Source organism: Streptococcus dentasini, from assembly GCF_053206945.1.
Genome location: NZ_JBRUHS010000007.1, coordinates 58,326 through 71,505, shown reverse-complemented (window position 1 = coordinate 71,505; position 13,180 = coordinate 58,326). Strand labels below are relative to the sequence as shown.

The window sequence follows — 13,180 nt, the reverse complement described above, 5'->3', positions numbered from 1 at the left end:
TTAAAAACGTCCGCTAGAGAGTTTTACTCTCTCTTCATGCCTGGTTAGGATAATTCTTATCACTTGTGTAAAAATGAAGAAGGTCATTCAGTCAATAACTGCGTCTTGCATGTAAAACATTTAAAATACATAGGGATAGAAGCTTTTGTTCCTGCCTCGTTTTCTATTATAGATTTTTGGCCTTTTGGACAATCTTGTCCAAGGCTTTTTGTCGCTTCTGGTCAGAAATTTTTTCAACACCAGTAATTTGACTGATGGTGACTGAAGAAATGCCACATGCTTTTAAAATCTGATTTTTCAGAACTTTACCATAGTCTTGTGCAAATAGCGTAATAAAGGCAGGTGTATTGTGGGTAGTAATAATCCAGGCCTTACCATTGAGATGGCCTTTCAAGCCAGTCTTAGTGTTGTGGTAAGCAAAGCCAGCGACAAAGACACGATCCATAAAGCCCTTAAGCACTGCTGGCATCCCTGACCACCAAATAGGGAAGATGAAAATGAATTGGTCTGCCCAAGTTACTAAATCACGGTATTTAGCGGTTTCAGGATCAGAGGCTAAATCACGCCTGCGATGGCTATTATCAAAATGTAAAACGGGATTAAATCCTTCAGCATAGAGGTCTAGTACCTCAAGATTGTGGGACTTATCAAGGTTTTCTCGCACTTGTTTGAAGATGTGTGCGTTGAAACTTTGTGGGTTAGGATGGGCCGTAATCATTAAAATATTCATGCGTTTTCTCCTTTGATGTAAATATCAAGCATATGTTCGATCATGGTTCGCAGAGATGCTTGTGAAAAGTCCGTTCCGATAGGACTTTTTGACAAAATAGCCAGACCTGAGATGAAGCTCCAGAAGTGAAAGAGAGTTTCGGCTTCACTATTGTGGAACCCCTCCTCCTGTCTCAGTTTAAGAACAACACACTTAAAAGCATCAAAACCGGGTAAGTCTTTGTCTGCTAAAATAGTATATTCAGAAAGCTCCATGTATTTAAAGGGATATTTAATAAAAAGTGCTTCAAAGACATAAGGATTCTTTTGTGCGGCTAAAACAAAGTTAAATCCCATTTGAGCCAATTTATCTCTCGCCGATGAGGATGAATTGATATTTAAGGTCATTTCACCGGCCCAGAAATCAGAGAGGCGTGATAGAAGGAGTCTGAGATAACCATCTTTACTGCCAAAGTGCTTATAGGGAGCACCGTGTGTGACACCACATTTTTGTGAGACTGTTCTTAGCGATAGATTATCTATGCCATGCTGGTAAATTTCTTCTATTCCTGTTTGGATTAAATTTTCCTTGAGCTGCGCTGTATTTCGTTTCACATAATCTCCTTTCTCAGCAAAAAGTATACATTGACTACTTTTTGAATGAAGTATACACCGTCTACTTTTGTTTGTCAAGAACTTTTCAATATTGACAAAAAATAATAAAAAAGATATTATGTTAAGCAGCTTAACGTAATATAAGGAGAAAGTGGATGGCAAATAATCTGCTCAATTTGAGCCAAGAGTTGCAAATATTTGTAGAAAAATATAAAAGACTGGAACAGGAACAACACCATATTCCCGATAGGGATCTGACGATGGTTGAGGTTCATCTGTTAGTCTTAGTTGGGCAGGAGAGGGGAATTGGTCTGTCTCAGATTGCCAAAAAACGACAGATTTCCCGCAGTGCCGTTACTCAGCTGGTCAATAAATTAGTTCTAAAGGGCTATCTGCAAAAGAAACTTTCACCGCATAAGAAGAGTTCTTATGGTTTGATTTTAACAGAGTTAGGGCAAGAAATTTACCAGCTGCATCTCTATCAGCACGAGTTTCTGAGGAAAAAGCTAGAGGAGGTTTTGGCGGTCTATCCCGAGCATTTTTTAGAAGAGGTAAGACAGTTGATGTCGGAAGTAGAAGGTGTCTGGGACGCCTTGGTAAAAAAGAATCGAGAAGGCTGGAACAATGGAGATTAGACTGATTAGTGATACTGCATTAGCAGACAGTGCTTTTGACATCATTATCAGTGGCTTAAAGCCTTCTAGCCCTTATCGGTTGGAGATGACCCTCTTGAATTACTATAATATCAACGCTCCTATGAACTTAAGTCGGAGAATTCCCTGGCGAGCCAGTGGTCTTTACGATTCAGATCAGCAGGGCTGTATTCGACTCAGCCAAGCAGCTTGCCAGTCTGGCTCTTATCGAGGACAGTATCCCATGGGGTTGTTTTTTAACAGTAGACCAGACAAAATAAAGAAAACAAGCCTGCCTTCGTGTTTAGAAGATATCTCGTTAGACGAGCGCTTTGATGTCCTTTTGGAAGTGTTTGAAGGGAAGCGAAAATTGGGAGAATTGCGGTTTCCACGTTATTACCAACTGCCTCATATCAGGTGGCAGGATGTCTCCTTTTCCCAAGCCAAAGCCAGACTTTTTTATCCAGAAAAGGCTCACAATTTCCCAGCCATCGTTGTACTGAGCGGCAGCGATGGTCGGATTGAAAAAGCCCAAAATATAGCTCAATTACTGGCCAGTCATGGATTCGTGACTATGGCTTTATCTTACTTTGGCTTGGAGGGAACAGCTCCTTATTTGGATAGGATCGATTTAGCAGTGGTTGAAGAAGCAGCAACTTATCTAGCAACTAGATCTGACGTAGACAGCAGTCGTTTAGGACTGTATGGTCGCTCCAAAGGAGCTGAAATGGCCTTGTGTGTAGCAGCTTATCTGCCTGATTATTTTCAATGCTTGGTACTCAACTCTCCCTCCTGTGCGGTGATGGAGGGATTGAAAAGCTTTCGCAACTCCGGTCATTCATCCTGGGTCTATCAGGGGAAAGCATTACCCTATACTCATTTCTCACTCAAAGATTTTATCAAGAGCCGCTTATTGAGGCGCCCTTTTATTTCTTATTGTAAAGATAGCTTGATTCCAGTTGATTCTATCAAGGCTAATGTGCTCTTGATAGGAAGTGAGCGAGATGAAGTCTGGCCAGCCGCTGACTCTATTAAAAGGATAGAAGCCGCTTGGAATCAACACCAGCGGCCCCTTTATCATCTGGAAAGCCTCTTGCTTAAAAATAGCGGTCACATGCTGAGCATAGCTTTTCAGCCTAACAATCGGTATAAAAAAATAGCTTGGCCAGAGTTCTTAGCTGACAGTCAGAAATCTTGGCAGGCAACTTTGGATTTTTTCAAAAATTATCTGTAGACTCTTTCTGACTATCCCTAATCCTATCCAATTATGCTATAATAGTGGGCGGCTAAAAAATTAAGATAGAAAAGGGAACTTATGTCTAAACAAACATTAGTTTTATTATACGGTGGACGCTCGGCAGAGCGTGAGGTATCCGTCTTGTCGGCTGAAAGCGTCATGCGTGCTGTTGACTATAATAAGTTTACTGTCAAGACTTACTTTATCACCCAAGCTGGTGATTTTATCAAGACGCAAGAGTTTACCAGCCAACCTCAGGATGATGAGAAACTGATGACCAATGAAACGGTTAATATGACTGCAAAGATCAAGCCAAGTGATATTTATGAGGAGAAGGCTGTGGTTTTTCCAGTGCTCCATGGTCCTATGGGCGAGGATGGTTCTATTCAGGGGTTTCTGGAGGTGTTGAAGATGCCTTATGTGGGGACCAACCTCCTCTCATCCAGTGTTGCTATGGACAAGATTACCACTAAGCATGTTTTAGAATCAGCCGGTGTTCCTCAGGTGGCTTATGTGACCTATATGGAAGGTCAGGATATGGCAGAGGCTATTAGCCAGACTGAGCAAAAATTGGTCTACCCTGTCTTTGTTAAACCAGCTAATATGGGTTCGTCCGTTGGAATTTCTAAAGCTGAGAATGAGGAAGAACTGCGTGCTGCCCTTGAACTAGCCCTCAAATACGACAGCCGTATCTTGATTGAGCAAGGTGTCAAGGCGCGTGAAATTGAAGTCGGTATTCTTGGCAATACTGATGTTAAGACGACGCAGCCGGGTGAAGTCGTCAAGGATGTGGCCTTCTACGATTACGAGGCCAAATATATTGATAACAAGATTACTATGGATATTCCAGCCAAAGTATCTGAGGAAATTATGACTAAGATGCAGACCTACGCTGAGACAGCCTTTCGTGCTATCGGCGGCTGCGGTCTGTCTCGCTGTGATTTCTTCCTAACTGAGAGCGGTGAGATCTACCTCAACGAGCTTAACACTATGCCAGGCTTCACTCAATGGTCCATGTATCCGCTTCTATGGGAAAATATGGGACTGCCTTATAGAAATTTGGTGACAGAATTGGTCCGCCTAGCTCAGGAAATGTTTGATAAACGCGAGGGACACTTATTATAAGTGTAAAACGAGCAAAACTATTGTGAACTGAGTCGGCTGTGTAAGAGTATTTTCAGCTATCATTGAAAAAGAGAGTGGGAAAAAATCAGTTGATTAGGTTGGCTGTATCAATCTGGTAAATGTAGAATATGCTAAAGAGTCTGGACTTTTGAACCAGACTCTTTTCTACCATTTGTTAGCTGTAGTGGGTGATGAAAAGTATACTCTGGAGAGAACAAAATCGGTTCTCTTTTTTCAATTTCCAGAAAAAGTTAAAAAGTTTCCAGAAAAACCAAAAAATAGTTTGAAAATTCAGATATATAGGTATATAATAGGGCCGAATTATGTAGAAATGAGGAGAAAGCTTATGCAAAAAGTTGAACAGTTTAGCAAGTGGCTTAGTAAATGGTTCACGGTCATTGTTATCATTTGGGCAGCATTTAACTATGTCCTGCCGCAAACGAGTACTTGGGTTATTCCCAATACGTCCTACTTACTGGGAATTATTCTGTTTGGGATGGGTTTGACTCTAACGACTGAAGATTTTATTCGGATTTCTAAGCGTCCCATTCCCGTTGTTCTTGGAACAGTAGCTCACTATGTCATTATGCCAGGCTTGGCCTGGCTGCTCTGTCTGCTTTTCCACCTAAAGGGAGCAACAGCAGCTGGGGTTATTTTAGTTGGCTCTTGCCCTAGTGGGACATCATCCAGTGTTATGGCCTTCCTTGCGGGCGGAGATGTTGCCTTAGATGTCTCAATTGAAGTCTTATCTACCTTGCTGGCCCCCTTGATGCTGCCGACTCTTCTATCCCTTTTGGCAGGACAATTTATTGCAGTTCCGGCGGCTAAGCTCTTTTTATCAACCCTACAAATTGTTGTTGTTCCTGTCGTTTTGGGGGTTATCGTCCATCGACTCTTAGCTCATAAAATTGATTCAGTTATTAAACTCATGCCCCTGATATCCCAAGCAGCTATCCTTTTGATTATCGGTGCAGTCGTATCAGCTAATCATGCTAATATCTTTACTTCAGCTACGGCCTTAGTTATTCCTGTTGTGATGCTGCATAATCTTTGTGGTTATGGTTTAGGTTATGGCTTTTCTAAGTTATTGCGCTTGAAAGAACCTCAGCAAAAAGCTATTACCTTTGAAGTCGGCATGCAGGATTCAAGTTTAGGGGCAACACTGGCTATTAAATACTTCACTCCCCAAGCAGCCATTCCTTCAACCATTTTCTCTATTTGGCATAATATCTCAGGTTCGATATTATCGTCTTGGTGGAAGAATCACTCCAAGGAGCTGGTTGTCCAAGAAGATTAAGAAAGATTGGGAATTAAGCTTGACCAACTGAAGTGCAGTTGACTAGGCTTGTATAGTATAAAATCCCTGTTCACTGCGTAATGCACCCCAAAAGTTAGACAGATAACGAATGGAGGTCAGTACATCGATGAGCAGGGATTTTATAGTGTTTATTTTTGACTAGTATTGGTCAATTGCCGCCAGTCTCTGAGACGTTGCAGTTGGGTCATGACCAGCATTGTTAAAATAATCCGAAATGGAATTTCAAAAATTTTAAGCCAGCGACCAGCTAGATACTGAACAGATATAGGGGTATGGTAATAAATTTGGATGAGCAAGGGGGTAAAAATAAAGGTTCCCACCAGCATGATCGTGAGTGTAGCTAGGCTAACATAGAGCCAATCTTTTTTAGCATGCCAACTGAGTGCTTTACCATAGAAGAAAATACCATACAGTGCGCCTTGAGCGGCTTCAAGCAGGGTCCACCAGATGATAAACTGGGAGGTGCCACCAGACAGACTGTCTACAATGTCAATAAGACCGAGACAAATAAAGCTATACAAAGGTCCTCCGATTGCCCCAATCATGGTTGAGACAAGGAAGGTTAGGCTGAAGACCAGCTGCTGAGGGATGATTGGAATAGAAAATTTACTAACAGCGACTGATAGGGCTACTAGCATAGCTAACGTTACTAACTGTTTAGTTGTGAGCTGAGGGAAATAATTTTTTGAGAACATAAAAAGGCTCCTTACTAATTTTAGTGGAGCTGTTTAAAATGGAGACAGCCCTAAGCTAGATGTGTAAAGAACGATGGCTAGGCTTAGGGAATCCTTGATTAAAAACAGCGGATGCAATGATTTACCGCGCTTGAGCTTCGTTATGTGACAACATCCCATTCACATACACTTGACGCAAATCATTTACTCTGTATTAAAAATACTTTGTTAGTCTAGCATTCTTTGGCTTATTTTCCTAGTTTTATGGATAATTCCATAGAAAATGTTCGTGTTTTTATGATTTCTCCCCTAAATCTTAAAAGGGGCCAGTTTGATGGCAAATTTATGGTATAATTTCTTATAAATGTTTAGCTGAAGATAAATAATGAAGGAATTCTTATGAAATTAACGTTACATGAAATTGCAAAAGTGGTGAACAGTCTCAATGACGTTTCAGTTTTTGAAGATTTTTCTATCCATAATATTGAATTTGACAGTCGTAAGGTTGCAGCAGGCGATCTTTTTTTACCGCTCAAAGGGGTACGGGACGGTCATGAATTTATTCCGAAGGCCTTTGAAAATGGTGCTGTGGCATCATTTTCTGAAATTGAACTAGCTGGTGTCCCCTATATACAGGTAAAAAACTGCCTGTCAGCCTTTCAACTTCTGGCTAAGTATTACCTAGATAAAATGGCAGCTGAGGTCATTGCTGTAACTGGTTCTAATGGTAAGACAACGACTAAGGACATGATTCATGGTGTATTAGCGACGACTTATAAAACATATAAGACACAGGGAAATTACAATAATGAAATTGGTTTACCTTATACAGTTCTCCATATGCCTGATGATACGCAGAAGTTAGTACTGGAAATGGGGCAGGATCATCTAGGAGATATTGAGCTTTTGTCCAAGATTGCTAGGCCAAAAATTGGGATTGTGACCTTGATTGGTGAAGCTCATCTTGAATTTTTTGGCAGCAGGGATAAGATTGCTCAAGGGAAGATGCAGATTGCCTGTGGTATGCCTTCGGATGGTACCTTAGTAGTTCCTGCGGATAAAATTGTTAACGCGTATTTGCCTAAAGAGTGCCAAACCGTGCGTTTTGGAGCGGATGAGGACATTTTTATTACTGATTTGGTCGAAGAAAAGGAAGGCTTGCATTTTAAGGTTAATTTTCTGGAGGGCGGTATTGAATTGCCTCTGCCTGGGCGCTATAATGCTACGAATGCGATGCTAGCAGCTTATGTCGGTCTATTGGAAGGGGTACCGGATTCTTGCATTCAGTCAGCTCTCAAACATTTGAGTCTGACTAAGAATCGTACGGAGTGGAAAAAGGCTGGTAATGGTGCGGACATCTTAGCAGATGTCTACAATGCTAATCCGACAGCGATGAAGCTAATTTTGGAGACCTTTCTTGCGATTCCTGCTAATGAGGGTGGCAAAAAGTTGGCTGTCTTGGCTGATATGAAAGAATTAGGTCCCCAGTCGGTACAGATGCACACCGATATGGTTAGGAACCTTAATCCTGACGATTTAGATATCCTTATCTGCTATGGAGAAGATATTGCTGGCTTGGCCCAATTAGCTGGTCAAATGTTTCCGGTTGGTCGAGTTTATTACTTTAAAAAGACGGAACAAGAAGATCAGTTCGCTGAGATGGTTGACCAGATTAAGAAACTGTTGAAGCCTGAAGATCAAATTTTACTCAAGGGCTCGAATTCCATGCACCTTGACCAAGCTATAGAAGCCTTGTTGTAGGTACTGTAAGATTAGAGGAAAGGGACTTTTAGAATGGGAGAATTCTTTCTAAATTTTTTCACAACGGTAGAAACTCAACCCCCAACTATCACAGGTTTTTGGTATCTGATGATTTTGATGGGAATAGTCGTTTTGATAGGCCTGACTGTCTGTTATCATAAAAGTTCAGCCTATGTTAATTTTTTTAAATGGTTGCAGATTGTGCAGTTACTGGTACTTTATAGCTGGTATTTGGTGTGCCATATCCCTTTAGCTAACAGTCTACCTCTCTACCATTGTCGTTTGGCTATGGTTGGTTTGGTGCTTTTGCCAAATAAGTTTCCTCTCAAACACTATCTTGCCTTGATGGGGGTTGGCGGAGCATTTTTTGCTCTGGGCTATCCTGTTCCAGACCCCTATACGTTTCCACATATTACAGGGGTTTCCTTTTTCATTGGTCATTTTGCTCTTTTAGTTAATGGTCTAGCTTATTTGCTCAATTATTTTCAAGTGACTCGGTTCAGTTTGGCAAGGATAGTGGGGTATACCTTTGTCTTGGACCTGTTTCTTCTTTGGGTTAATCATCTGACTGGCGGTAATTACGGTCTTATGCGTTTTACACCGATTATTGATAACAGCAATGTTTGGGTAAATTATGTTGTTGTTTCTGCTGTTTTTAGCCTAGCCTTGGTTTTGGTTGAACTTTCTTTTAGAAGGTGGAAGAAAGCCTGAAGGCTTTTTCTTTTTGCTTTCGTCACTGTTCATATTTCTATCATTTATGCTATAATGATAGAGACTGTAATTCGACTTATTTTTCAGCATTATTGCCCAATTACTAGTTGGTGGAAGCTGAAAAACTAAGGACCGTTGGTGAAAATATGGTGTTTAACCATGATAATAACGTAAACAATCAGAAGCCATGCTCTAACATTATTAATTGAGCCTGCCCACAACTCTGTGGAGTTCGGTGTCCTAGTTTGAATTGCTGAAGCTTGTCGCCGAAAGATCAAGCAGCAAGAATAGTGAGAAAAAGGTGCGTTTCTTAGGGATAACGGTTTTTCCTTTGAGTCGCTTTAATGGCTTTGTATCTTAGAAAGGGAGTCACCATGAGTGATATTAAAATTATTGCCCTAGGGGGTGTTCGTGAAAACGGAAAAAACCTCTATATTGTTGAGATCAATGAATCTATTTTTATTTTAGACACTGGTCTCAAGTACCCTGAAAATGAACAATTAGGGGTCGATGTTGTTATTCCTAATATGGATTACCTTATTGAAAATAAGAAGCGAGTGCAGGGGGTCTTTCTGACTCACGGTCACGCCGATGCTATTGGTGCTCTGCCCTACCTTTTGCAGGATGTACGAGTTCCGGTCTTTGGTTCAGAATTAACCATTGAGTTAGCTAAACTCGTTGTGAAAAATAACGCTCAGACAAAGAAATTTAATAATTTCCACGTTGTTGATGCTGGAACAGAGATCGAGTTTCAGGATGCAGTCGTTTCTTTCTTTAGTACGACTCACTCAATCCCTGAGAGTCTGGGAGTTGTTTTAGGAACGGATCAAGGTAATATTGTCTACACTGGGGACTTCAAGTTTGACCAAGCAGCCAGTCAGGGGTATCAGACAGATTTTGCTCGCTTGGCTGAAATTGGTCGCGAAGGTGTTTTAGCTCTTCTGGCAGATTCAGCTAATGCTGACAGTAGGGTGCAGGTGGCCAGTGAAGCTGAAGTAGGGATTGAAATGGATGATGTTATCTCTGATGCTGAAGGTCGCATTATTGTCGCGGCGGTGGCTAGCAACCTCTCGCGTATCCAGCAGGTCTTTGATGCGGCTGCGGATTATGGCCGTCGAGTTGTGTTGACAGGCTTTGATGTGGAAAATATTGTGCGGACAGCGATTCGTTTGAAAAAGCTGAGTATTGCAGATGAAAAGCTCATTGTTAAACCCAAAGAAATGCATAAATTTGAAGACCGCGAGCTAATCATTTTGGAAACAGGCCGTATGGGAGAACCTTTAGAGGGTTTGCGTAAAATGGCTATTGGACGCCACCGTTATGTTGAAATTAAAGATGGCGATTTAGTTTATATCGTGACAACACCGAGTGTCGCCAAAGAAGCAGTTGTGGCTCGTGTCGAAAATATGATTTACATGGCTGGCGGTTCTGTCAAGCTGATTACGCAAAATCTGCGTGTGTCAGGTCATGCTAATGGCCGCGATTTACAGCTGCTGATAAATATGCTGCGCCCAAGTTATCTTCTGCCGATTCAAGGGGAGTACCGCCAACTGCAGGCGCAAGCCGATTTGGCTGAAGAGGTGGGGATCCTTCCTGAGAATATCTACATCATGAAGCGTGGTGATATCATGGTGCTTAATGAGGAAGGCTTTCTGCATGAAGGCGGTGTGCCAGCTAGCGATGTTATGATTGATGGTAATGCTATTGGTGATGTCGGGAATATCGTTCTGCGTGATCGCCGTATTCTGTCTGAAGATGGTATCTTTATCGTTGTTATTACAGTGAATAAAAAGCAAAAAACGATTGTCTCTAAGGCCAAGGTTCATACTCGTGGTTTTGTCTATGTCCGTAAGAGTAGGGATATCCTGCGTGAAAGCGCAGACTTGGTCAATAAGACGGTTGAAGATTACCTAGCAACAGACGGTTTTGAGTGGAGTGAATTAAAGGGACAGGTTCGTGATGAACTCAATAAGTTCCTTTTCGATCAAACCAAGCGCCGCCCGGCTATCCTACCAGTTATCATGGAAGTGCGTTAGGATGTTGGAATGATTTAGTCAGTAAAGCAAATAAATAAGGCAGGGAGGCCTGCCTTTTTCCTGTTGAAAAAAGGAGATAGATTTATGGCATCTTTTCAAATTGAATATCATTCAAAGGTATTGGGATATGAACGGCAGGTCAATGTGATTTATCCGGATGCTTTTAAAATAGCGCAAGAAGCTGTTGATGATACTGATATTCCGATTCTCTATCTTTTGCATGGCATGGGAGGCAACCATAATTCGTGGCAGAAACGCACCAGTATTGAGCGTTTACTTCGTCACACTAACCTTATAGTGGTTATGCCTTCAACGGATCTGGCTTGGTACACGAACACGGCTTATGGTCTCAAATATTTTGATGCTATTGCTAAAGAGCTGCCTCAGGTTATGCGCCGTTTTTTCCCAAATATGACGGATAAGCGAGAAAAAACCTATATTGCTGGTCTTTCTATGGGTGGCTATGGTGCTTATAAGCTAGCTCTGTTGACTAATAATTTTGGCTATGCCGGCTCTTTTTCTGGTGCTTTGCAATTTGATATGGGCAATCTGCGTGATAGTCTTGAAGAAGATGTCAGCTATTGGCAGGGGATTTTCGGTGATTTATCGTCAAGTGATATTGAAAGGCATTACTTAACGACTATGGTGGCTCAGCACGATATGAAAACGAAGTTTTATGCTTGGTGTGGTGAGCAAGATTATCTTTACCCAGCAAATGAGAAAGCTGTGGCAGACTTTAAAGAGTTGGGCTTGGACATCACTTACAGAACAGCATCTGGCAGGCATGAATGGTACTATTGGGAGAAACAGCTGGAAGCTTTTTTAGAGTGGCTGCCTTTAGATTATGTAAAGGAAGAGCGCTTGTCCTAAGCCTTGCTTTACAAATTTGTGACAGGATGACTTCTTGCTTGTGTTTTAGGGTCCCTCTTGTTATACTTATTTTCCTTTAGAATGATTGACAAAAAGGAGGGTATTTATGAGACGATTGTCAGGTATTATTCTTGCTGTTCCAAAAGCTATTTTTAGTTTTGCTTGGCGATTTTTCTGGGGAATGGTTAGGACTGTTCTAATCCTAGCGGCCTTGCTGCTGTGCTTATTTTGGTATGCCAACCACTCTCATTCGCCTGTAGCACAGTCTCTTCAGGAAGCTTTTGCAAATGTTAATGCGCAAATCTCTCCTAACAAAAATCTTGATCGGAACTTACAGGATTTAACAACGGATGTTACGGCAAATCACCAAAAGGGTGCTCGTTGGGCAGAACCGTCAGCAACTGTCTACCTTGAGTCAACTAATCCTAGTTTTGTTAAGGCTTACCAAGATGCGCTTGCTGCTTGGAATGCAACGGGAGCTTTTACCTTTAAGCAAGTTCATGATAAAGCTGGAGCTGACATCATTTTAAGTGATCATTCGGACGCTAACAGCCAAGCTGCTGGCGAGGCCCAGACAACGACAGAAAGTTTGAGTAATCGGATTACACACGCTGATGTTTATCTCAACAGCCACTACCTTTTGGATGCAGCCTATGGTTACACGCAGGAGCGCATTACTAATACGGCTGAACACGAATTAGGCCATGCTATCGGTTTGGAGCATGATGATAGTCAGACATCCGTCATGCAGTCGGCCGGTTCATACTATGGTATCCAAGAGGTTGATGTAGCTGCCGTTCAAGAACTCTATGCTGATTAGGATCAATTAGGAGGTCTTATGTTCTCATTTGTTAAAAATTGGGTGCACCGATATCCTGAACAAGCCTTCTTAGTCATTTTTAATACGGGAATTTTTGCTTGGTTGCATACCACTGGCTCAGCGATTGCAAATCAATTGGGGCTGGCTTGGGACAAGACTAGTCAGCTGCCTACTTGGCTAACTAATCTAACCCATAATAGTCTGGCTAGTTTGCAGAATTTCTTTGGGCATACAGCTTGGACTTGGCTGATTATTTCCATGCTATTAACAGTGATTTTGCGTTTTATTAGGGGGCTATTCAAACTGATTTTATTTGTCTTTATTGTTGGTGCTGGACTCTATCTGGTTTACCGGCATCAGACTATTTTGGGGCAGTTGCCTGGTTAGAAATACGGGAATATCGGCATTAAACTATTGTTTTTGCTGTGTAAGCGATAGAACTAAGGTTTTGAAGCTCTTTGACAGTCTCATGATACGCCACTGGCTTATGATCATCTAGCTCTGTTAGCTTCATTTCCCACCCCAGAGATTCTCCAGTTCTTCTGAATTGTGAGGCAAGCTAAGCTGATTTTCTTTAAGTATAAAATATTAGCTGGTCAGTTGTTTTATATCTTAGGGATTGGAAGAATAAGAAATTTCAAACAAGGATTTTGGAGTTATTTCTTATTCTCTT

At 41.5% G+C, this 13,180-nt stretch carries 13 protein-coding genes and 1 riboswitch; of the genes, 10 read left to right on the top strand and 3 right to left on the bottom strand.

The window, feature by feature from the left end; genetic code table 11:
* Positions 1–166: 166 nt before the first annotated feature.
* Positions 167–730 carry an NAD(P)H-dependent oxidoreductase gene (locus tag ACVR1G_RS06610; protein WP_447452400.1) on the bottom strand — a complete coding sequence of 188 codons (564 nt, stop codon included), beginning with the start codon at positions 728–730 and terminating at the stop codon, positions 167–169.
* Entirely contained in the window at positions 727–1,323 is a 597-nt protein-coding gene (locus ACVR1G_RS06605) for a TetR/AcrR family transcriptional regulator (protein ID WP_447452399.1), read from the bottom strand. Before ACVR1G_RS06605 ends, ACVR1G_RS06610 begins: the two co-directional genes overlap by 4 nt.
* Positions 1,324–1,478: 155 nt before the next feature.
* On the opposite strand from ACVR1G_RS06605, the gene ACVR1G_RS06600 reads away from it, so the two are divergent.
* The 4 genes from ACVR1G_RS06600 to ACVR1G_RS06585 all read left to right on the top strand — a co-directional run bounded on the left by ACVR1G_RS06600 (position 1,479) and on the right by ACVR1G_RS06585 (position 5,614).
* A complete protein-coding gene (locus tag ACVR1G_RS06600; protein WP_447452398.1) occupies positions 1,479–1,958 on the top strand; it encodes a MarR family transcriptional regulator in 480 nt (159 codons plus the stop codon).
* Entirely contained in the window at positions 1,948–3,189 is a 1,242-nt protein-coding gene (locus ACVR1G_RS06595; RefSeq protein WP_447452397.1) for an acyl-CoA thioesterase/BAAT N-terminal domain-containing protein, read from the top strand. Before ACVR1G_RS06600 ends, ACVR1G_RS06595 begins: the two co-directional genes overlap by 11 nt.
* Positions 3,190–3,270: 81 nt before the next feature.
* Positions 3,271–4,317, top strand: a complete 1,047-nt coding sequence (locus ACVR1G_RS06590) for a D-alanine--D-alanine ligase (protein WP_447452396.1) — start codon at positions 3,271–3,273, stop codon at positions 4,315–4,317.
* Between the two features lie 346 nt (positions 4,318–4,663).
* Complete coding sequence (locus tag ACVR1G_RS06585; RefSeq protein WP_447452395.1) at positions 4,664–5,614, top strand: bile acid:sodium symporter family protein; 951 nt, start codon at positions 4,664–4,666, stop codon at positions 5,612–5,614.
* A gap of 149 nt (positions 5,615–5,763) precedes the next feature.
* Here the strand turns inward: ACVR1G_RS06585 and ACVR1G_RS06580 are convergent, their stop codons facing one another.
* The gene (locus tag ACVR1G_RS06580; RefSeq protein WP_447452394.1) at positions 5,764–6,330 is read right to left on the bottom strand and encodes a folate family ECF transporter S component; all 567 of its coding nucleotides are present in this window, start codon (positions 6,328–6,330) and stop codon (positions 5,764–5,766) included.
* 103 nt (positions 6,331–6,433) lie between these two features.
* Positions 6,434–6,523: riboswitch (THF riboswitch) on the bottom strand.
* 185 nt (positions 6,524–6,708) lie between these two features.
* Here ACVR1G_RS06580 and ACVR1G_RS06575 point away from each other — a divergent pair.
* From ACVR1G_RS06575 to ACVR1G_RS06550, 6 genes are all read left to right on the top strand, one after another.
* The gene (locus ACVR1G_RS06575) at positions 6,709–8,070 is read left to right on the top strand and encodes a UDP-N-acetylmuramoyl-tripeptide--D-alanyl-D-alanine ligase (RefSeq protein WP_447452393.1); all 1,362 of its coding nucleotides are present in this window, start codon (positions 6,709–6,711) and stop codon (positions 8,068–8,070) included.
* A gap of 33 nt (positions 8,071–8,103) precedes the next feature.
* Entirely contained in the window at positions 8,104–8,781 is a 678-nt protein-coding gene (locus tag ACVR1G_RS06570) for a YwaF family protein (RefSeq protein WP_447452392.1), read from the top strand.
* Positions 8,782–9,155: 374 nt separating this feature from the next.
* Positions 9,156–10,817: a ribonuclease J gene (locus ACVR1G_RS06565; protein ID WP_447452391.1), complete on the top strand. Its 1,662-nt coding sequence runs from the start codon at positions 9,156–9,158 to the stop codon at positions 10,815–10,817.
* A gap of 84 nt (positions 10,818–10,901) precedes the next feature.
* Entirely contained in the window at positions 10,902–11,687 is a 786-nt protein-coding gene (locus tag ACVR1G_RS06560) for an alpha/beta hydrolase (RefSeq protein WP_447452390.1), read from the top strand.
* Between the two features lie 106 nt (positions 11,688–11,793).
* A complete protein-coding gene (locus ACVR1G_RS06555) occupies positions 11,794–12,507 on the top strand; it encodes a matrixin family metalloprotease (RefSeq protein WP_447452389.1) in 714 nt (237 codons plus the stop codon).
* Between the two features lie 18 nt (positions 12,508–12,525).
* Entirely contained in the window at positions 12,526–12,894 is a 369-nt protein-coding gene (locus ACVR1G_RS06550) for a hypothetical protein (protein WP_447452388.1), read from the top strand.
* Positions 12,895–13,180 lie beyond the last annotated feature (286 nt).